Here is an 18,377-nt window from a genome sequence, read left to right as displayed (position 1 = left end):
CCCCGATGACCGAGATGCCGTCGCGACCGCGCCTGAACATCCTCTTGATCGAGGACCATGCGGCGCTGGCCGACACGCTGGCCGAGTACCTGGGCCTGCAGGGCCACCGTGTCGACTGTGCCGGTGATGGCGCGCTGGGTCTGGGCATGGCGCTGGAGCAGGACTACGACCTGCTGCTGCTGGACCTGAACCTGCCGCGCCTGGACGGGCTGCAGGTCTGCGCACGGCTGAGGGCCGAGAGCGAGCGCCATGTGCCGGTGCTGATGCTGACCGCGCGCGACCAGTTGCAGGACAAGCTGGCCGGCTTTGCCCAGGGCGCCGACGACTATCTGAGCAAGCCCTTCGAGCTGGCCGAGCTGGCGGCACGCTGCCTGGCGCTGGCGGCCCGGCCGCGTCTGCAGCGGCCCCATCGGCTGGTGCTGGGCGAACTGAGCCTGGACCGGCGCCGCCGCGAGGCCTGTCGCCAGGGTCAGGTCTTGCCGCTGCAGCCGCTGGGCTGGCAGATCCTGCTGGCCCTGGCCGAGGCGCATCCGGCCCTTGTGAGCCGCGAGGCGCTGACACGCAGGCTGTGGGGCGACGAGCCGCCCGATTCGGACGCGCTGCGTTCCCACATCTACCAGCTGCGCCAGGCGCTGGACAAGCCCTTTCCCGACCGGCCCGCGCTGCTCAGCACCCTGCCCGGCCAGGGCTACCGGCTGGATCTGCCGGCATGAGGGCCGCCTGGTCGCTGCAGCAGCGCATCGTGCTGGCCTTCGGCGGCCTGACCCTTTTTGTCTGCGCGCTCTTCGTGCTGTTGGCGATGGCGATGATGTACTCGCTGGAAGACACCTTCTTCGAACGCATGCTGGCCGAGGAGGGCGAGCATCAGCGGCAGGCGGCGCAGGCCGGCCAGGCGGCGCCCGCACCGCTGCGCCGTTTCATCAGCCTGCATGCCGATGCGAGCAGCTTCCCACCCGATCTGGCGGCCGCTCATGCAGCGCATCCGAGGCGCAGCGAGCTGGCCGGCGAGCAGGGGCGGCATTACCACTTGTTGCGGCTGGAGCAGCCGCAGCAATGGCTGGTGGCCGAGGTCAGCGAGCAGCTGGAGGTGCGGCCCAAGCGCGCGGCCATGCTGTGGAATCTGGGGCTGATGTGCGGCGTGTTGCTGCTGCTGTCGCTGAGCCTGGGCTGGTGGCTGGCGCGCCAGGCGGTGCGGCCGCTGGCGCGGCTGGATCAGGCCCTGCGCGAGGCGCCGCCCGGCACCGAACCGCCGATAGCGCTGCAGAACTTCCCGCGCAACGAGCTGGGCCGGCTGGCCGCCACGCTGAAGGCAGCCTGGCAGCGCAACAAGGCATTCTCCGAGCGCGAGCAGCAGTTCGGCCGTGATGCCAGCCATGAGCTGCGTACGCCGCTGGCCGTGATCGCCAACTCGGCCGAGCTGCTGCAGGCGCGCGGCGACCTGCCGGCGCATGCCGAGGCGCCGCTGGCGCGCATTCGCGAGGCCTGCCGCAGCATGACGCAGACGGTGCAGAGCCTGCTGGCGCTGGCGCGCGAGCCTCTGCAACTGCCGCCGCCGCAGCGCTACCGCTTGCTGGCCCTGGTGCTGCAGGCGCTGGAGCTGCAGCGCTCGGCGGCCTTGGCGCGTGCAGAGCCGGCGCCGCCCTTCGAGCTGGACATAGACCCGGCGCTCGAGCTGATCGGCCAGCCCGAGGTGCTGGCGGTGATACTGAACAATCTGCTGGCCAACGCCGCCCAGCATGCGCCGGGCGCCCTGGTGCGCCTGCGCTGGGCCGACGGTGAGCTGTGGGTCGAGAACGAAGGGCCGGGTCTTGCCAGCGGCGGCTCGGGCGAGCGGCAGGCCAGCGCCGGCTTGGGTCTGGGCCTGTCCATCGTCCAGCGCCTGTGCGAGCGCCACGGGCTGGGCTATCGGAGGATGGGCAAGCAAGAGGGGGGTTGGGTGCGCGTGGCGCTGCGGCTTTGAGGCATGCTGCGGGCTGTCAACAAGGAGTCCGGATGAAAACGCTGCTTGCCACCCTGGCGATCGTGCTGTCGACCTCGCCCACCCTGGCCCAGACGGGTTTGCCCGCTGCCGCCAAGTCGCCGCTGCTGATCGCCCATCGCGGCGCCTCCGGCTATCTGCCGGAGCACACGCTGGCCGCCTACGAGCTGGCGATCGCCCAGGGCGCCGACTACATCGAGCCCGATCTGGTCATGAGCAAGGACGGTGTGCTGCTGGCCCGCCATGAGCCCTTGCTGGCCCGGGTCGAGCTGGAGGCCGATGGCCGCATCAAGCGCGGCGCCGACGGCCGGCCGCTGCTGCACCGCACCGACACCAGCAGCAATGTCTGGGAGCTGGAGAAGTATGCGGACCGGCTCACCGTCAAGCAGGTTGACGGCCGGTCTATGGGTGGCTGGTTCGCCGAGGATTTCACAGCCGCCGAGATCCGGGCCGATATCCGCGCCCAGGAGCGGCTGCGCGATCAGCGCCTGGCGAACAAGGCGCACGACAACAAATACCCGATCCCGACCCTGCAGGAAGTCATCGCACTGGCCAAGACCCATGGCGTCGGCCTTTATCCCGAGACCAAGCACCCCAGCTATTTCAAGGCCTTCACCGAGGCGGCCGGCCTGCCGCGCCTGGAGGACAAGCTGTTGCAAGCGCTGCATGCCGCTTACGGCAACACGCGCGAGGCGCCGGTCTTCATCCAGTCCTTCGAAGTGTCAAACCTGCAGTACCTGCGCGGCAAGACCGCCATCCGCCTGGTGCAGTTGCTCAGCGCCGCCGGCCGGCCCTATGACCTGAGCCTGGCCGGTGATCTGCGCGCTTATCAAGACCTGGCCCTGCCGGCCGGCCTGGACTTCATCAAGACCTATGCCGACGGCATCGGTGCGCACACCCACCTGATGATCCCGCTGGCCGGCGGCCAGCTGGGAACGCCGACCCGGCTGATCGCCGAGGCCCATGCGCGCGGCCTGCTGGTCCATGGCTGGACCTTCCGGGCCGAGAACAGCTTTCTGCCGACCGAGTTCCGGCGCGAGGGTCAGGCCCTGGGCGATATGGCGGGCCAGCTCAAGGCCTTTCTGGCCCTGGGCATGGACGGATTTTTCACCGACCAGCCCGATCTCGGCCGGGCGGCCCTGAAGCCCTGATCGACCGCTGATCAAGCCCCCACGGCTCGCGCGAAAGGCCGCACGCCCAGCCAGGCGCCATGGATCCAGAAGGCGAAGGCGGCCCAGGCGAGGATGCCGACGATCACGGTGCCCACCGTGCCAGCCGTCGTTCCGGCCGCCGGTGCCGGCGCGCCGGCCCGGTCGCGCTGCCGCGCGGCGCGAAAGCACAGCACGGCCCAGAGCAGGAAGCTGCCGAACAGCAGCAGATCGGCCAGGGTGTTGTTGGCCAGCAGATGAGCAAAAGCCCATAGCTTGACCGACAGCACCATCGGGTGGCGCAGCTTGGCACGGATGTGGTTGCGCGGCCCGTTGCCGGCCGCCAGCAAGATGAAGGCGACCAGGGTCAGCAGGGCGGCCAGATGGTTCATGCCGCGCGGCGTGGCCCACAGCACGGTGGGCGTCAGCCGCGCCTGCGCATAGCCCCACAGGATCAGGCCGAAGCCCAGCAGCGAGACGGCGGTATAGACCAGCTTCCAGGGCTTCTCGCCCAGGCGTGCGATCTGGGCCTGGCGCCAGGGCTCGGCGACGATGCGCAGCGAGTGCACGCCGAGAAACAGAACAAGTCCGAGTATCAGAACAGTCATGCAAGACACCCCATGGCGGCACCGCTCAGGCGGCGCGCCATTGTGCCCCGCGCGATCAGCCTTGATGCTGAAGCAGCCGCTCAAGGCTCCACAGCAGGGCCGGGTAGAGCAGGCCCCAGACGGCCGCCACCAGCAGCAAGGCCTTCAGCGCGGTGACGATGTTCTGGGCGCGGGCGGTGGAGAGTGGTTGCTTGTTCATCGGGCACTCCGATCAAGAGAGAGTGGCATCTAGCAAGCGCCGTGCCCGCACCCTGCGGGCTCAGGCGCTGCGGTCCACGCGCAGCGCCAGCACCACCGAGCTGGTGGTCTTGATCACGCCCTCGATCTCGCCGATCTCGTCGAGCAGCGCGTCCAGCCGCATCGTCGACTCCGCGCGCAGCAGGGCCATGTAGTCGAACTCGCCGCTGACCGAGGCGAGCTGGCGCAGCTCGGGGAAGCCGCCGAGCTTCTTGACCACCTCGCGCCCGGCGCGCGGCTGCACCGTGATGCCGACAAAGGCCTGCACGCTGCGGTCCGCCGCCTCGCTGCCCAGCTTGGCCGTGTAGCCGACGATGGTGCCGTCCTGCTCCAGCCGGGCCAGCCGCGCCACCACGGTGGTGCGGGCCACGCCCAGTTTGCGTGCCAGATTGGCCGTGCTCTCGCGGGCATTGGCCTGCAACAGGGTGATCAGCTGGCGGTCGATGGGGTCGCGTGCGGCGCTAGTCATGGATAACCCTTGAATTCGACGATGTGAATGATGATGCTGACGAATCGTCATTATCTGCATTGATTTCGTCGAACTCATGCTTTCTTTCGTCCGGGCTCATTCCTAGACTGCGGCCATCTGTTGATTGCTCGAACGAATAAGGAGATCCCCATGAAAGTCGCCCTGCTCGGTGCCGGCCATATCGGCCAGACCATCGCCCGCCTGCTGCACGCCACCGGCGACTATCAGGTCACCGTGATCGACAAGAATGCCAAGTACCTGGCCGTGCTGGCCGCCGAGGGCATCACCACCGCCGAGGTCGACACCGAGAACCAGGCGGCGCTGGCGGCCCAGCTGCGCGGCAAGGACACGGTCGTCAACGCCTTGCCCTACCACCTGGCCATCACCGCCGCCACACTGGCGCTGGAATGCGGCTGCCACTACTTCGACCTGACCGAGGATGTGGCCGCGACCAAGGCCATCAAGGACCTGGCCCGCAACGCCAAGACCGCCTTCATGCCGCAATGCGGCCTGGCGCCCGGCTTCATCGGCATCGTCGCCCACCACCTGGCCACCGGCTTCGACGAGGTGCGCGATGTGCAGATGCGGGTCGGCGCGCTGCCGGCCTTCCCGACCAATGCCCTGAAGTACAACCTGACCTGGTCGGTCGACGGCCTGATCAACGAGTACTGCCACCCCTGCGAAGCCATCCATGGCGGCGAGTTCATCTCGGCCCTGCCGCTGGAAGGCCTGGAACACTTCTCGCTGGATGGCACCGAGTACGAGGCCTTCAACACCTCGGGCGGTCTGGGCACGCTGTGCGAAACCTGGGCCGGCAAGGTGCGCAATCTCGACTACAAGACCGTGCGCTACCCCGGCCACCGCGATCTGATGAAGTTCCTGCTCGAAGACCTGGCCCTGGCCAGCGACCAGGACAAGCTCAAGGACATCATGCGCAAGAGCATGCCGGCCACGATGCAGGACGTCGTGCTGGTCTTCGTGACCGTCTCCGGCATGAAGAACGGTGTGCTGATGCAGGAGGTCTTTGCCCGCAAGATCTTCGCCGAGCGCGATGCGAAGGCGCCGCTGTCGGCGATCCAGATCACCACCGCCGCTGGCATCTGCGCGGCGGTCGATCTGTTCCGCGAAGGCAAGCTGCCGGCCAAGGGCTTCATCCGCCAGGAAGAGGTCGAGCTGCCGGCCTTCCTGGCCAATCGTTTCGGCCAGGCCTATCAGCAGTCGCGCCAGGTCGAGTCCATCGGTTAAGTGAGAATCCAGACCATGACGAATCAAACGCAAGACCTGCTGAGCGCCCTGGGCGTTCCCGCTGCCGCCTACACCGGCGGCACCCTGAACGTGCGCTCGCCGATCGATGGCGCGGTGCTGGGCGCCGTGCACGAGGCCAGCGCCGCCGAGATGACGGCTGCCGTCGGCCGGGCTCACGCTGCCTTCCTGGAATGGCGCACGGTGCCCGCGCCCAAGCGCGGCGAGCTGGTGCGCCTGTTCGGCGAGGAGCTGCGCGCCCACAAGGCCGCGCTGGCCCGCCTGGTCTCGCTGGAGGCCGGCAAGGTCACGAGCGAAGGCGAGGGCGAGGTGCAGGAGATGATCGATATCTGCGACTTCGCCGTCGGCCTGTCGCGCCAGCTGCATGGCCTGACCATCGCCAGCGAGCGCCCCGGCCACCGCATGATGGAGCAGTACCTGCCGCTGGGCGTGGTGGGCATCATCTCGGCCTTCAACTTCCCCGTCGCGGTCTGGGCCTGGAACTCGGCCCTGGCCCTGGTCTGCGGCGACAGCTGCGTCTGGAAGCCCAGCGAGAAGACCCCGCTGACGGCGCTGGCCACGCAGGCGCTGTTCGAGAAGGCGGTCGCCCGCTATGTGGCGGAAGGTTCGGGCGCACCGGCCTACCTGTCGCAAGTGCTCAACGGCGGCGCTGCCGTCGGCGAGGCCATGGTCGACGATGCCCGGGTCGCGCTGGTGTCCGCCACCGGCTCGACCCGCATGGGCCGCGCGGTCGGCCCGCGCGTCGCGGCGCGCTTCGGTCGCTGCCTGCTGGAGCTGGGCGGCAACAACGCCATCATCGTGACGCCCAGCGCCGACCTGGACCTGGCCGTGCGCGGCATCCTGTTCGGTGCCTATGGCACGGCCGGCCAGCGCTGCACGACCACGCGCCGCGTCATCGCCCACGAGTCCATCCACGACGAGCTGGTGGCCCGTCTGGACCGCGCCCGCGCGCAGCTGAAGATAGGCTCGCCCGTCGAGGCCGGTAATCTGATCGGCCCGCTGATCGATAAGCAAGCCTTCGATGCGATGCAGGCCGCGCTGGCCGCCGCGCGCGAGCAGGGCGGCGAAGTCAGCGGCGGCGACCGCGCGCTGGCCGCCCAGTATCCCGAGGCCTGGTATGCCGCGCCGGCCCTGGTGCGCATGCCGGCGCAGACTGCCATCGTCAGGCACGAGACCTTCGCGCCCATCCTCTACACGCTGAAGTACAAGACGCTCGACGAGGCAATCGCGCTGCAGAACGAGGTGCCGCAAGGCCTGTCCTCGGCCATCTTCACCAACGATATCCGCGAGGCCGAGACCTTTATGAGCGCGGCCGGTTCGGACTGCGGCATCGCCAACGTCAATATCGGCACCTCGGGCGCCGAGATCGGCGGCGCCTTTGGCGGCGAGAAGGAAACCGGCGGTGGCCGCGAGTCCGGCTCCGATGCCTGGAAGGCCTATATGCGGCGCACGACCAACACGGTCAATTACTCGCGCTCGCTGCCCTTGGCCCAGGGTGTGAAGTTCGATATTTGATCCACCCCCGAGGCGCTGCGCGCCTCCCCCTCAAGGGGGCAGAGCCCCTGGGCCCGGCAAAGCCGGAGCCTCGGGCTCCGCTCGATATGGCCGGGCCTTGCCGGCCGTTCCAAAGCATGGGAGTTTTCATTGATGACTGAATCCGGGCTGAGCCGCCTGCTGAGCGCCTTGCTGGGCGAGGCTGCGGCGCAAGAGACGTTTGCTCAGTTGCAGGTGATGCCGGCGCTGCTGAAGCCGGTCGGCGACACGGTGTCGCGCGCCGAGTTGGCGCAGGCGCTGAGTATGGCGCTGTTCCGCGACCTGCTCGCGCGCGTGCCTGCCGGCGCCGCCTATGTGGCCGACTGCCAGCGTGCCGGCGAGCGCGTCGTGTTCGACCATGGCGCGCTGCGCACCGTGGCCTGGCCCAGCGGCGCGCTGCCTCCCGGCGAGGCGGCGATCACGCGGGTGCTGCGGCCGCTGGGCTATGCCCATGCCGAGACCTATCCGCTGACACGCCTGAAGATGACCGGGCGCAGCTGGCGGCATGAAGACTTCCCCGAGGACATCGCGCAGTTCTTCGTCTCCGAGCTGCATCCCGAGCAGTTCTCGCCGGCCTTCCAGGCGGCGGTGAGTCGCGTCATCGGCGCCTCGCGCGACCCGCTGTCCAGCGCCGATCTGGCCCTGCTGGAACAGTTGGCGCGCGACAAGGTCCTGCCCTGGAATGCCGCGCTGTCCCTGCTGCCGCGCCTGTTGGGCTGTTTCGAGCGCCAGCACCCGCTGTTCGCGCTGGTCGACTACCAGGCCCTGCTGGCCGAGTCGGCCGAGATGGCCTGGATCGCGACCGAGGGTAATGCCTTCAACCACGCGACCGACCGGGTCGCCGACATCGAGCTGCTGGCCGACACCCAGCGCGTGATGGGCCGGCCGATCAAGGACAGCATCGAGACCTCGGCCTCCGGCCGGGTGCGCCAGACCGCTTTCCGCGCGGCCCAGGTGGAGCGCCAGTTCCTGCATGAGGGTCGGGTCTTGACCCAGCCGGTGCCGGGCTCGTTCTATGAGTTCATCCAGCGCGAACGCGAGGACGATCAGCAGGGCCTGGATCTGCGCTTCGACGCCGGCAATGCCACCGGCATTTTCAAGATGACGGCGGCGGCCTGAACAAAAGATTGGGGCCAGGACTTGCGCGCCTGCAAATTCGCATGCTATAGTCCGGCCTCTTCGCGCAGTTCGGTAAATGTGCTGAAGAAGAAACTAGCCCAGATGGCGGAATTGGTAGACGCACTAGTTTCAGGTACTAGCGGGTAACTCCGTGGAGGTTCGAGTCCTCTTCTGGGCACCAAACAATGAGGGTCAGCACGCAAGTGCTGACCCTTTGCGTTTTCTGGATCAGACTTCTTGTGATGCCCGACGATCTCCGCTCCCTGTGCCAGCAGTTTCCGCGCCCCGGCCGCATCGAGGCCATCCTGCTGCGGCCCGCACGCCGCGTGGCCATGCGCTCGGTCGAGCAAGTCCTGACCCTTGAGGGGCGGGGACTGGATGGCGACCGCAGTGCCCAGCGCAGCGGTGGCAAGCGCCAGGTCAGCCTGATCCAGGCCGAGCACCTGCCGGTGGTCGCGGCCTTGAGCGGGCGGGCAAGCCTTGACCCCGCGCTGCTGCGCCGCAACCTCGTGATCTCCGGTCTGAACCTGATCGCCGCGCGCAGCCTGTTTCGCGACCAGGTCCTGCATCTGTGCATTGGCGACGATGTGGTGCTGGAACTGACTGGCCCCTGCGAACCCTGCTCACGGATGGAAGAGCTGCTGGGCCCGGGCGGCTACAACGCGATGCGCGGCCATGGTGGCATGACCGCGCGCGTGTTGCGCGGCGGGCTGCTGAGGGTGGGGGATGCGGTGCGTGCAGTCACGGTGGGCGCTTTGTTTTGACCCAAGGTCTGCGACCTTGGGCCGAAACTCTGATGGGTGCCTGCGGCACTCATCAGAGTTTTCCCGCGTCGCCATCGGGATCGCTGCGTTTTATGAGTGAGAATGGCGCCCGCCCGAGATCGTCGGGCGCCACACAGAATTGAGATCCTGGAATGAACAAAACCGAACTGATCGAGCACCTGGCCAGCAAGCACGAACTGACGAAGGCCGAAGCCGGCCGCATCATCGAAACCCTGCTGGACGCGGTGGTGACCACCGTCAAAAAGGGCGGCGCGGTCACTATCCCCGGCTTTGGCTCCTTCAAGCAGCACGCCCGCGCAGCCCGCACCGGCGTGAACCCCAGCACCGGCGACAAGATCAAGATCGCTGCCGCCAAGCTGCCCAAGTTCACCCCGGGCGCTGGCTTCAAGGCCGCCGTCGATCCGAAGGCTGCTGCCCGCAAGGCCGCCAAGGCCGCTGAGAAGCCCGCCAAGGCCGTGAAGGCTGCCGCCAAGCCGGCTGCCAAGAAGGCCAAGAAGTAAGACGCTGCCAACACGCTTGGCGCAGGCCGGACACCCGCGAGGGTGTCCGGCCTGCTTGCTTCTGGACCGGCCTCAGACCAGGCGCTGCGCTGCCAGCTCGAAGTGTTCCACCTGGGGCGGGCTGGCGAAGAAGGGGCCGACGATGGCGCGCCACTCGGCGAACAGCGGGCCGCCGCGGAAGTGCACGGTGTGGTCTTCCAGCGTCTGCCATTCGATCAGCAGCAGATAGCGCTCGGGCGACTCGATGCCATGCTGGACCTGGGCGCGCACGAAGCCCTGGGCTCGTGTGATCACGCTGGCAATGCCCAGCTGGATGGCCTCTTCGAATGCGGCCTGCTGGCCGGGCTGGATGCGGATGTCGGCGACTTCGAGAATCATGGTCGGGGCTTTCCTGAGTTGAGGGCGGGCAGCAGCTTGCTGCGCACCAGCGGATGCCAGTATGGCGCCTTGTCCAGCGGCGTGTCGGGCGGCAGCAGCGGGTTGTTCAGCACCAACCAGCGCCGCTGGTCGAGGCGGGCGCGCGCCAGCTGCGGCGCTATGCGCTGCTCGAACAGCGCGACAAAGCTGCCGTCGGCCAGCGCCAGCTCCCAGCCCCGGCGCAGCCGCTCGGCCAGCTCGGGCCGCTTGGGGCTGACGAAAAAGTAGAAGGCCGAGGGGTAGGCAATGGCCCAGCGCTGCAGCACGGCCAGCCCCGGATGGGCGTCGGCAATCGGATAGACCTCGATGGCGCCGAGCGCAAAGGTGTCGATGCGCTGCCGCCGCAGCAGCTCGGCAAAGGCCGCCAGCCTGGGCATGCGCTCGACCCGCCAGCCATTGGCCAGCAGGATCTGGCTGTCGGGCCAGTCGCTGACCTGGCCGTGGCGCAGCGCGCGCAGCTGCTCTGGCTGCTCCAGCGCATCGAGCTCGGCCGCACGGTTGGCCAGCACCACTGGCAGGCGCACGCCCAGCAGGCCGCGATACAGGCAGACCCGCAGCGCCAGGCCCTGGGCTTCGCGCTCGGTCGAGCTCATCGAGCTCAGCACATCGACCTCGCCGGCCTGCAGCTGCAAGAAGGCGCGGTTCTGCGTCACGACCTCGGTGGCCTGCAGGCTGTAGTCGCCGTGGCTGGGCCGGGTCTTGTCGAGCAGCAGCTGCAAGACCTCGAGCTCGTAGGTGATGACCTGGCTGCTCTGCTGCTGGGCCAGCGCATGGCGTATCGGCTGGGCGGCTGCGAGGCCGGCGCACAGCGCCAGGCACAGGCCGAGCAGCGCCGCCGACCTGCGCAGGGGGTGATGCGGGTGTACAGCTGTCATGGGGCGGGGACGATGATGCTGTGATTGTGACCCCCCGGGCCGGGATTTCCTGCGGGGCCGACATGCCGGCCTGCGGCGAGAATCGCAGCAGCGCCCGCGTCGATGGCGCGAGAGCGATGGATGATGGCTGAGCATGCACCCGAGCGAACTTGCGGCTGAGAACCAGGCCCTGCGTCAGCAGTTGGAAGACTTGCTGCGCGAGGCCCGTGCCAACGAGGACAAGATGCGCCGCTTCGACCAGCTGGAGCACCGGCTGATCGCGGCCGGCTCGCTGGGCGAGCTGCTGCGCCTGCTGCTGCTGGAGTACCGGCCGGTGTTCGGCATCGAGTTCGTCGGCCTGACCCTGCTGGACACCCAGCTGGAGATCCGCAGCATCCTGGACGCCGAGCTGCATGAGGACAGCGCGCTGCCCGGCCTGCAGCTGCCGCCCACGCTGCAGGCGCTCGATGCGCTGGATCTGGATCAGCGGCCCTGGCTGGGCGCCTACGACGCCATCCTGCACGGCGCCCTGTTCGGCGCGGCGCCGGGCATCGCCTCGGTGGCGCTCTTGCCGCTGAGCCGGCGCGGCCATCTGATCGGCTGCCTGCAGTTCGGCAGCAGCGATGCGGCGCGCTACAACAGCGGGGCCGGCACCAAGTTCCTGGAGCGCCTGGCGGCGATCGCCTCGGTCTGCCTGGAGAGCGCGCTGAACCAGGAGCGTGTCAAGCGGGCCGGCCTGACCGATGTGCTGACCGGCGTACACAACCGGCGCTATTTCGAGCACCGCTGCCAGATCGAGATCAGCCAGGCGCGCCGCCACAGCCAGGCCTTGGCCTGCCTGTTCCTGGACATCGATCATTTCAAGCCGGTCAACGACAGTCACGGCCATGCCGCCGGCGATGCCGTGCTGCGCGCGGTGGGACTGATGATCCAGGGCCAGCTGCGCGCCGGTGACACGGTGGCGCGCTGGGGCGGTGAGGAATTCGTCGTGCTGCTGCCGCGCACACCGGCCGCCGCCGCTCGCGAGGTGGCCGAGCGCATCCGCCAGCGCATCGCCGATCAGCGCCTGCCGGTGGGGGGTGGGGTCGAGCTGGCGGTGACGGTCTCGATCGGCCTGGCCATGCTCGAGCTCGCCGGCGCGCCGGAGGCTGCGCCGCTGTTGCAGGCGGCCGATGCCGCGCTCTACCGCGCCAAACAGGGCGGGCGCAACCAGGTGGTCGGGGCGAGCGACCCGCCGCGCTGAGCGGCTCAGGCGCCGGCTTCTTGCAGCAGGGCCAGGGTCTGGGCGATCACGGCCTCGGCCTGGTCCTTGTGCGGCGCATGGCCGCAGTCCGGCAGCGCGACCAAGCGGGTCGGCGCATGCAGGCGACGGATCGCCTCGATCTGCGCCAGCGTCGCGTACTCGTCGTCCACACCTTGCAGCGCCAGCACCGGGCAGGCCAGCGTCCTCAGATCGGCCTCGATATTCCAGCCGCCTTCGAAGCCCGGCCGCAGCCAGGCATCGTTCCAGCCATAGAAGGCCGAGTCGGGATCGGCATGGTGGCGCCCCAGCGCGGCCTTCAGCGCGCTGGGCTGCTGCTCGTAAGCCGTCTTGGCGGCACGCAGGCCGGTGATCGTGATCGGCTCGACAAAGAGATGCGGCGCCAGCGCCGCCAGCGCGCGCACGCGCGCCGGAAAATAGGCGGCAAACAGCAAGGCCAGCGAGGCGCCGTCGCTGTGGCCGAACAGGATCAGCGCTTCGTGCTGCAGCCCCAGCGCATCGAAATAGGCCGGCAGCAGCCCGCGCGCCTGGCGCTGCAGATAGTCCTGCGGCCAGGGCTCGGTGCGCGGCGTGCTGCGCCCGTAGCCGGGGCGCGAGAACAGCAGACCGCGGCAGCCGGCCGCCTCGCACAGGCGCTGCGGAAAGTCCTTCCACTGCGACAGCGAGCCCAGGCCCTCGTGCAGGAACACGATCAGCGGGCGCGGCTCGGCGCCGGGGCCGGGGTTTGACGGGGTATGGAGCCACTGGGACTCGATCTGGATCTCGCGGCCTTCGAGGCGCAGCGGCTGCAGGAAGATGTCGGTGCGGTGCATGGCCGCATTGTGGGCGCTACGATGGCGGCCCTTCTTTCCCGCTGTTGCCGCTGTTGCCGCCGTGACTCCTTCCCGCCGCCGTTCCCTTGTTGCTCTTGCCATCGCGCTGGTCCTGCTGCTGGTCGCCGGCCCTTACCTGGCCGCGTGGCAGCTGCAAACGCGGATCGAGGCCGCACTGGGACCGCGCGCGACGCTGGGGGACATCAGCATCGGCTGGAGCGGCAGCGTCGAGCTGCGCCAGCTGCGTATCCAGGCGGCGCCGGGCTGGCCGGCCGAGGATGAGTTGCGGGCCGAGCGCGTGCACATCCGGCCCGATCTGCGCAGCCTGCTGGGCGGACCCTGGCGCATTGCCAGCGTGACGGTGGAGGGCGGCTATCTGTCTGCGCAGCGCAGCCGTGATGGCCGGCTGCGCCTGCTGCCGGCCCTGCTCGAGGAACGCGCCGGCCGGGCTCAGGCGCCGAGTCAAGACCCGATCCCGGCGCCGGCGATCGAGATCGACGAGATCCGCATCGCCGATGGCGCCCTGGCTTTCTTCGACCACTCGGTGCGCCGGCCGGCGCTGCAGCTGCGCATCGAGCAGCTGGCGGCCAGGCTCGGTCCACTGCGCTTGCCAGCGCTGGACCAGGCGCTGCAGATCGAGCTTGGTGGCGTGTTCAAGGGGCCGCAGCGCGACGGCCGCATCGAGATCCAGGGCCGCTACACGCCGTCCAGCCACGATGCCGATCTGCGCGCGCGCTTCAGCGATGTGGACCTGCTGGCGCTGCAGCCCTATCTGCTGAAGGTCGCCGAGGCCGGCGTGCGGCGCGGTACGCTGGATCTGGACGTCCATGCGACGGTGGTCGGCGAGCGGCTGCGCGCGCCCGGCACGCTGACCTTGACGAATCTGGAGCTGGCCAGCGGCGGCGGCCCCTTGGCCACCTTTGCCGGCGTGCCGCGCCAGGCGGTGCTGGCTGCGATGACGCGCGACGGCCGTCTGCAGGTGCGCTTCACGCTCGAAGGCCGGCTTGACGACCCGGCCTTCTCGCTCAATGAGAATCTGGCCACCAAGCTGGCCTCGGGCCTGGCCGAGACGCTGGGCGTCAGCGTCTCCGGCGTGGTCAAGGGGCTGGGCGGCCTGGTGAAGGGTTTGTTCGGGCGCTGAGCCGCCGGCGTCTTTCGCCGCAGAATAGCGCTGCATTCGCAGCTATCACATGCAGGGAGTATGCCGTGGCAAATGTCTATATGCCCTTGCAGCTGGCGCCGAGCTCGCTGACCCAGCCCATCCTGTCGAACTGGTCTTTCAATCTGTTCAGCGTCAACCTTGGCGCCACATCCAACGCCAAGGTCGAGCAGCAGGTCATTGAGCAGGTCGGCAGCTATGGCAAGCAGATCGGTCATCTGACCGAGGCGCTTGAAGTCGTCATCAAGCAGCTGCAGCTGCTGGACAGCAAGGCGCTGTCGCAGGACGAACGAGACGCCTTGCTGGTGTTTCTCGGGGACGTGGCGGCAGTCCGCAAGATCAAGGCCGACGCCAAGACCTAAGCTCTCATCGTGTCAAGGGAGTTCCAGCGTGACCAAGCCCATCATGAATCTCGACGAACTGGTGTTCAACGACGTCGAGGAGAACGGCTACTACAGCTCCAAGCGTGCCCAGATCAGCGACCATATCGGCGCCCGCAAGCTGGGCTACAACCTGACGGTGCTGCCGCCCGGCAAGGCGCAATGCCCCTTCCACAACCATCATGGCGAGGAAGAGATGTTCTTCATCCTCGAAGGCGAGGGCGAGCTGCGCTTTGGCGCGCAGCGTTATCCGATCCGAGCGCACGATGTGATCGCCTGTCCGACCGGCGGGCCCGAGGTGGCACATCAGATCATCAACACCGGCACCGTGACCATGCGCTATCTGGCGCTGTCGACTGTGGTCGATATCGAGACTTGCGAGTACCCGGATTCCAACAAGATCATGATCGGGTCCGGCCGGCGTGGCGAGCCGGGGCTGTGGAAGATGTTTCGCGCGGAGAACACGGTCGAGTACTACGACCGCGAGAGCACCGAGCCGCCGGAGAGCGCCGGCTGATGCTCTGCGCCCAGGCGCCCGATCCCGGTGCCGCACCGCTGCGATACTCCCCCGATTACCAGGAGTTTCAGCGTGGAGACTTTGCATATCGAGGTGGATGGGCGCGGTGTCGCCCAGCTGACGATGACACGGCCGGAGGTGTTCAATGCCTTCAACGAGGCCATGATCAGCGAGATCGGTCAGGGCTTTGACCGCTTGATCGCCGATCCGCGGGTGCGCGTGATCGTGCTGGCCGGGGCCGGCAAGGCCTTCAGCGCGGGGGCCGACATCCAGTGGATGAAGCGGGCCTCCGAGGCCACCCAGGAATGGAATCTGGAGGACGCGCGCGGCTTTGCCGGCATGCTGCACAAGATCGCGTCCTGCCCCAAGCCGACGATTGCCCGCGTGCAGGGCCTGGCGCTGGGCGGCGGGGTCGGGCTGGCGGTGGCCTGCGATATCGCGGTGGCCAGCGAGGAGGCCAAGTTCGCGGTCAGCGAGGCACGCTTCGGCATCCTGCCCGCAGTGATCGGGCCTTATGTGATCAATGCGGTCGGGCCGCGCCAGGCCAAGCGTCTGGCGCTGACCGCCAGCCGCATCGGCGCCGCGCAGGCGCTGGCGCTGGGCCTGGTGCACGAGGTGGTGGCGCTGGACGAGCTGGACGGGGCGGTCAAGCGCTGGGTCGACGAGCTGCTGGCCAATGGCCCGGCGGCCCAGGGCGAGATCAAGGCCTTGTTCGCCGAGCTGGAGGTCGGGCCGGTGACGCCGGCGGTGCGCGAGCTGACCGCGCAGACGATTTCCCGGGTGCGCATGACGGACGAGGCGCGCGAGGGCTTTGCCGCTTTCCTGGCCAAGCGGCCGGCCGCCTGGATTCCCCAATAAGGATTGTTGAGATGAGCGAGACGAATCAGATCTGGACCGTGGCCGGCAGCGAGCCGGCGCCGATCGGCGTGGTGGGCGCCGGCATCATGGGGGCGGGCATCGCCCAGGTGGCGGCCCAGGCCGGCCACGCGGTGAAGCTGCTGGATGTGCGCGAGGGTGCGGCGGCGACAGCGATCGCCTCGATCGCCAAGGCGCTGGATGGTCTGGTCGCCAAGGGCCGCATGGAGGCCGGCACGCGCGAGGCGGTGCTGGCGCGGCTGAGTCCGGCCACGGCCACCGCCGAGCTGGCCGATGCGGCGCTGGTGATCGAGGTCATCGTCGAGAAGCTGGAGCCCAAGCAGGCCCTGCTGCGCGAGCTCGATGCGCTGCTGGCGCCGGGCGCCATCATCGCGACCAATACCTCGTCGATCAGCGTCACCGCGCTGGCCAATGGCATGAAGAACCCGGCCCGCCTGGTGGGCATGCATTTCTTCAACCCGGTGCCGCTGATGAAGCTGGTCGAGGTGGTCTGGGGCGCCGAAACCGAGCCCGGCGTGGCGCAGGTGATCTACGAGCTGGCCAAGCGCTGGGGCAAGACGCCGGTGCATGCGAAGTCCACGCCCGGCTTCATCGTCAACCGCATCGCCCGGCCCTATTACGCCGAGACGCTGGCCCTGCTGCTGGAGCAGGCCGGCACGCCGGCCGAGCTGGACCGCGCGCTGCGCGGCGCGGGTTTCCGCATGGGGCCTTGCGAGCTGATGGACCTGATCGGCCACGACACCAACTATCTGGTGACCCAGTCGGTCTATGAGGCCAACTTCGGCGACAAGCGCTATATGCCCTCGCTGGTGCAGAAGGCCCTGGTCGACGGCGGCCGGCTGGGCCGCAAGGTCGGCAAGGGCTTTTACGAGGGCGTGCCGGCGGCGCCGGTCGATGCGGCCGTTGAGGGTGTGGAGCTGCCACCGATCAGCGTGGTCGGGCGCGGTGCGCTGGTCGAGCGCCTGGCCGACTGGCTGGCACACAAGGGCCTGAGCTTCAGCCGCGGCGAGTCGGCCGACTGGGCCGGCCTGCAACTCGGCGAGCTGCAGCTGCATCTGACCATGGGCCATAGCGCGGCCGAGCTGGCGCACCAGCGCAAGCATCCGGAGCTGGGCGTGATGGACTGGCCGGTGGCACCGGACCGCGCCGACGCCCTGGCGCTGGCCTTTGCGCCGCAGGCCAGCGAGGCCGCGCGGGCCCAGGTGGCGGCGCTGTGGCGCAGCCTGGGCTGGCAGCCCCTGGTGCTGCGCGATGTGCCGGGTCTTGCCGTGGCGCGCACCGTGGCCATGCTGGTCAACGAGGGGGCCGATGCGGTGTGGCAGGGCGTCTGCGACGAGCAGGGCGCCGACCTGGCGATGAAGCTGGGCGTCAATTACCCGGCCGGGCCTTTCGAATGGCTGGGCCTGCTGGGCGCGCCCATGGTGGCGACCCTGCTGGACGGGCTGTTCATCGCCTATCGCAGCGAGCGTTACCGGGTCAGTCCCTTGCTGCAGCAGCAGCGCTGGCGCACTGCGTCTTACTGAGCGCGGTGGCCGAACAGCTCGGCCAGCGCCTCGCGGTAAAGCCCCTGGCCCACCGCATTGGTGTTGTGGTGCGAGCCGCCCTCGACCAGCACAAAGCGCTTGGGCTCGGGCGCGCGCTCGAACAGCGCCCGGCCGAGTTCGGGCTTGATGACCCGGTCGGCACTGCCGTGCACGATCAGCACCGGCACCTTCAGGCCGCCGATGCGCTCGCCGGCTTCGAAGCGCTGGGTGATCAACGGGCCCACCGGCAACCAACCCCATTTGTAGCTGCTGGCCACCTCGGGGATGGAGGTGAAGCTGCCCTCGACGATCAGGCCGGCCGCTGCGGTCTGCACCTCGCTGGCCAGGTTCACCGCGATGGCGCCACCCAGCGAATGGCCGAAGATATAGCGCGGCGAGCGCGGATGCTGCGTCGCCAGCCAGTCCCAGGCGGCTCGCGCATCCTCGTAGGCCATGGCCTCGGAGGGCAGCACCTTGCTGCTCTGGCCGAAGCCGCGGTAGTCGATGCCCAGCACCGAGAAACCCAGCTCCTGCATGCGGCGCATGCGGTTGGCGCTGCCGCGAACATCCCAGCGCGCGCCATGCAGATAAAGCAGCACCGGCGCATCGGCGCGCTCGGCCGGTATCCACAGGCCGTGCAGCTTGACCGGCGCACCGCTGAGCTTGGAGTCGAACGCGATCCACACCTCATCCATGCCCTGGGCCGCCGCCAGCCCGCCGGACCAGGTCCGGTCGCTGGGCTGGAAGATCCACTCGCGCTGCTTCTCGTCCAGCGTGGCACAACCGCCCAGCAGGGCCAGCGCGGCGAGCGCGCCGAGCAACAGGCGGCGCCAGGAGGGGATGGGCAGGGTCATTGCGGCAATGGCAGGGTGGACGGCAAGACTGCAGGATAGGGTAAGCGCGATATCCCCTGCCGGCCCCGGCTCTCTTGGGTTGCC

The 18,377-nt window shown here is 68.8% G+C and carries 21 protein-coding genes and 1 tRNA gene; 15 read left to right on the top strand and 7 right to left on the bottom strand.

Going from position 1 to position 18,377, the window contains the following annotated elements; translation table 11 throughout:
• Nucleotides 1-5: 5 nt before the first annotated feature.
• Genes O5M90_RS13265 through O5M90_RS13255 form a run of 3 tightly spaced genes read left to right on the top strand, consistent with a single transcriptional unit; the run spans nt 6 to nt 3,129 of the window.
• Complete coding sequence (locus tag O5M90_RS13265) at nt 6-713, top strand: response regulator transcription factor (protein WP_269839123.1); 708 nt, start codon at nt 6-8, stop codon at nt 711-713.
• Nucleotides 710-1,960: a sensor histidine kinase gene (locus O5M90_RS13260; protein ID WP_269839122.1), complete on the top strand. Its 1,251-nt coding sequence runs from the start codon at nt 710-712 to the stop codon at nt 1,958-1,960. The genes O5M90_RS13265 and O5M90_RS13260 overlap by 4 nt, the downstream gene beginning before the upstream one ends.
• Nucleotides 1,961-1,992: 32 nt before the next feature.
• Entirely contained in the window at nt 1,993-3,129 is a 1,137-nt protein-coding gene (locus tag O5M90_RS13255) for a glycerophosphodiester phosphodiesterase family protein (RefSeq protein ID WP_269839121.1), read from the top strand.
• Between the two features lie 11 nt (nt 3,130-3,140).
• Here the strand turns inward: O5M90_RS13255 and O5M90_RS13250 are convergent, their stop codons facing one another.
• From O5M90_RS13250 to O5M90_RS13240, 3 genes are read right to left on the bottom strand one after another with little or no spacing between them, the layout of a single operon-like run.
• The gene (locus O5M90_RS13250; RefSeq protein ID WP_269839120.1) at nt 3,141-3,734 is read right to left on the bottom strand and encodes an NnrU family protein; all 594 of its coding nucleotides are present in this window, start codon (nt 3,732-3,734) and stop codon (nt 3,141-3,143) included.
• Between the two features lie 55 nt (nt 3,735-3,789).
• On the bottom strand, nt 3,790-3,933 hold the full coding sequence (locus tag O5M90_RS13245; RefSeq protein ID WP_269839119.1) for a hypothetical protein: 144 nt from the start codon (nt 3,931-3,933) through the stop codon (nt 3,790-3,792).
• A gap of 60 nt (nt 3,934-3,993) precedes the next feature.
• Nucleotides 3,994-4,440, bottom strand: a complete 447-nt coding sequence (locus O5M90_RS13240; protein ID WP_269839118.1) for an Lrp/AsnC family transcriptional regulator — start codon at nt 4,438-4,440, stop codon at nt 3,994-3,996.
• A gap of 150 nt (nt 4,441-4,590) precedes the next feature.
• On the opposite strand from O5M90_RS13240, the gene O5M90_RS13235 reads away from it, so the two are divergent.
• From O5M90_RS13235 to O5M90_RS13210, 6 genes are all read left to right on the top strand, one after another.
• The gene (locus O5M90_RS13235; RefSeq protein ID WP_269839117.1) at nt 4,591-5,685 is read left to right on the top strand and encodes a saccharopine dehydrogenase family protein; all 1,095 of its coding nucleotides are present in this window, start codon (nt 4,591-4,593) and stop codon (nt 5,683-5,685) included.
• 15 nt (nt 5,686-5,700) lie between these two features.
• The gene (amaB, locus tag O5M90_RS13230) at nt 5,701-7,218 is read left to right on the top strand and encodes an L-piperidine-6-carboxylate dehydrogenase (protein ID WP_269839116.1); all 1,518 of its coding nucleotides are present in this window, start codon (nt 5,701-5,703) and stop codon (nt 7,216-7,218) included.
• A gap of 147 nt (nt 7,219-7,365) precedes the next feature.
• Complete coding sequence (locus O5M90_RS13225; protein WP_440402513.1) at nt 7,366-8,355, top strand: DUF1338 domain-containing protein; 990 nt, start codon at nt 7,366-7,368, stop codon at nt 8,353-8,355.
• 96 nt (nt 8,356-8,451) lie between these two features.
• Nucleotides 8,452-8,536 (top strand) — tRNA-Leu (locus O5M90_RS13220).
• Between the two features lie 61 nt (nt 8,537-8,597).
• Nucleotides 8,598-9,119 carry an MOSC domain-containing protein gene (locus O5M90_RS13215; protein WP_269839115.1) on the top strand — a complete coding sequence of 174 codons (522 nt, stop codon included), beginning with the start codon at nt 8,598-8,600 and terminating at the stop codon, nt 9,117-9,119.
• 152 nt (nt 9,120-9,271) lie between these two features.
• The gene (locus tag O5M90_RS13210; RefSeq protein WP_137944183.1) at nt 9,272-9,640 is read left to right on the top strand and encodes an HU family DNA-binding protein; all 369 of its coding nucleotides are present in this window, start codon (nt 9,272-9,274) and stop codon (nt 9,638-9,640) included.
• Nucleotides 9,641-9,712: 72 nt separating this feature from the next.
• Here O5M90_RS13210 and O5M90_RS13205 read toward each other — a convergent pair whose 3' ends face one another.
• Both O5M90_RS13205 and O5M90_RS13200 read right to left on the bottom strand, forming a co-directional pair.
• Nucleotides 9,713-10,018, bottom strand: coding sequence for an antibiotic biosynthesis monooxygenase family protein (locus tag O5M90_RS13205; RefSeq protein ID WP_137944182.1), 306 nt, complete (start codon nt 10,016-10,018; stop codon nt 9,713-9,715).
• On the bottom strand, nt 10,015-10,932 hold the full coding sequence (locus O5M90_RS13200; protein WP_269839114.1) for a hypothetical protein: 918 nt from the start codon (nt 10,930-10,932) through the stop codon (nt 10,015-10,017). Before O5M90_RS13200 ends, O5M90_RS13205 begins: the two co-directional genes overlap by 4 nt.
• Nucleotides 10,933-11,065: 133 nt before the next feature.
• Here O5M90_RS13200 and O5M90_RS13195 point away from each other — a divergent pair, with 133 nt between their 5' ends.
• Nucleotides 11,066-12,154: a DUF484 family protein gene (locus O5M90_RS13195; protein WP_440402078.1), complete on the top strand. Its 1,089-nt coding sequence runs from the start codon at nt 11,066-11,068 to the stop codon at nt 12,152-12,154.
• 5 nt (nt 12,155-12,159) lie between these two features.
• On the opposite strand, the gene O5M90_RS13190 is transcribed toward O5M90_RS13195, so the two are convergent.
• Nucleotides 12,160-12,984 carry an alpha/beta fold hydrolase gene (locus tag O5M90_RS13190; RefSeq protein ID WP_269839111.1) on the bottom strand — a complete coding sequence of 275 codons (825 nt, stop codon included), beginning with the start codon at nt 12,982-12,984 and terminating at the stop codon, nt 12,160-12,162.
• A 61-nt stretch (nt 12,985-13,045) separates the two neighbouring features.
• On the opposite strand from O5M90_RS13190, the gene O5M90_RS13185 reads away from it, so the two are divergent.
• The 5 genes from O5M90_RS13185 to O5M90_RS13165 all read left to right on the top strand — a co-directional run bounded on the left by O5M90_RS13185 (nt 13,046) and on the right by O5M90_RS13165 (nt 17,439).
• Nucleotides 13,046-14,125 carry a DUF748 domain-containing protein gene (locus O5M90_RS13185; RefSeq protein ID WP_269839110.1) on the top strand — a complete coding sequence of 360 codons (1,080 nt, stop codon included), beginning with the start codon at nt 13,046-13,048 and terminating at the stop codon, nt 14,123-14,125.
• 65 nt (nt 14,126-14,190) lie between these two features.
• The gene (locus O5M90_RS13180; protein ID WP_262969106.1) at nt 14,191-14,505 is read left to right on the top strand and encodes a hypothetical protein; all 315 of its coding nucleotides are present in this window, start codon (nt 14,191-14,193) and stop codon (nt 14,503-14,505) included.
• Between the two features lie 28 nt (nt 14,506-14,533).
• Nucleotides 14,534-15,040 carry a cupin domain-containing protein gene (locus tag O5M90_RS13175; RefSeq protein ID WP_269839109.1) on the top strand — a complete coding sequence of 169 codons (507 nt, stop codon included), beginning with the start codon at nt 14,534-14,536 and terminating at the stop codon, nt 15,038-15,040.
• 72 nt (nt 15,041-15,112) lie between these two features.
• Entirely contained in the window at nt 15,113-15,898 is a 786-nt protein-coding gene (locus O5M90_RS13170) for an enoyl-CoA hydratase-related protein (protein WP_137944176.1), read from the top strand.
• A gap of 11 nt (nt 15,899-15,909) precedes the next feature.
• A complete protein-coding gene (locus O5M90_RS13165) occupies nt 15,910-17,439 on the top strand; it encodes a 3-hydroxyacyl-CoA dehydrogenase (RefSeq protein ID WP_269839108.1) in 1,530 nt (509 codons plus the stop codon).
• Here the strand turns inward: O5M90_RS13165 and O5M90_RS13160 are convergent.
• Nucleotides 17,433-18,293: an alpha/beta hydrolase gene (locus O5M90_RS13160; RefSeq protein ID WP_269839107.1), complete on the bottom strand. Its 861-nt coding sequence runs from the start codon at nt 18,291-18,293 to the stop codon at nt 17,433-17,435. The genes O5M90_RS13165 and O5M90_RS13160 overlap by 7 nt on opposite strands.
• Nucleotides 18,294-18,377: the final 84 nt, after the last annotated feature.

The sequence above is a fragment of the Paucibacter sp. M5-1 genome (assembly GCF_027498415.2).
Classification (GTDB): Bacteria; Pseudomonadota; Gammaproteobacteria; order Burkholderiales; family Burkholderiaceae_C; genus Roseateles_E.
The sequence above is the reverse complement of the archived record's forward strand: the minus strand, read 5'-3'. Positions and strand labels throughout refer to the sequence as shown.

Coding starts and splice junctions, on each gene's coding strand:
- O5M90_RS13265 (WP_269839123.1), top strand. CDS start 6: ATGACCGAGATGCCGTCGCGACCGCGCCTGAACATCCTCTTGATCGAG.
- O5M90_RS13260 (WP_269839122.1), top strand. CDS start 710: ATGAGGGCCGCCTGGTCGCTGCAGCAGCGCATCGTGCTGGCCTTCGGC.
- O5M90_RS13255 (WP_269839121.1), top strand. CDS start 1,993: ATGAAAACGCTGCTTGCCACCCTGGCGATCGTGCTGTCGACCTCGCCC.
- O5M90_RS13250 (WP_269839120.1), bottom strand. CDS start 3,734: ATGACTGTTCTGATACTCGGACTTGTTCTGTTTCTCGGCGTGCACTCG.
- O5M90_RS13245 (WP_269839119.1), bottom strand. CDS start 3,933: ATGAACAAGCAACCACTCTCCACCGCCCGCGCCCAGAACATCGTCACC.
- O5M90_RS13240 (WP_269839118.1), bottom strand. CDS start 4,440: ATGACTAGCGCCGCACGCGACCCCATCGACCGCCAGCTGATCACCCTG.
- O5M90_RS13235 (WP_269839117.1), top strand. CDS start 4,591: ATGAAAGTCGCCCTGCTCGGTGCCGGCCATATCGGCCAGACCATCGCC.
- amaB (WP_269839116.1), top strand. CDS start 5,701: ATGACGAATCAAACGCAAGACCTGCTGAGCGCCCTGGGCGTTCCCGCT.
- O5M90_RS13215 (WP_269839115.1), top strand. CDS start 8,598: ATGCCCGACGATCTCCGCTCCCTGTGCCAGCAGTTTCCGCGCCCCGGC.
- O5M90_RS13210 (WP_137944183.1), top strand. CDS start 9,272: ATGAACAAAACCGAACTGATCGAGCACCTGGCCAGCAAGCACGAACTG.
- O5M90_RS13205 (WP_137944182.1), bottom strand. CDS start 10,018: ATGATTCTCGAAGTCGCCGACATCCGCATCCAGCCCGGCCAGCAGGCC.
- O5M90_RS13200 (WP_269839114.1), bottom strand. CDS start 10,932: ATGACAGCTGTACACCCGCATCACCCCCTGCGCAGGTCGGCGGCGCTG.
- O5M90_RS13195 (WP_440402078.1), top strand. CDS start 11,066: ATGCACCCGAGCGAACTTGCGGCTGAGAACCAGGCCCTGCGTCAGCAG.
- O5M90_RS13190 (WP_269839111.1), bottom strand. CDS start 12,984: ATGCACCGCACCGACATCTTCCTGCAGCCGCTGCGCCTCGAAGGCCGC.
- O5M90_RS13165 (WP_269839108.1), top strand. CDS start 15,910: ATGAGCGAGACGAATCAGATCTGGACCGTGGCCGGCAGCGAGCCGGCG.
- O5M90_RS13160 (WP_269839107.1), bottom strand. CDS start 18,293: ATGACCCTGCCCATCCCCTCCTGGCGCCGCCTGTTGCTCGGCGCGCTC.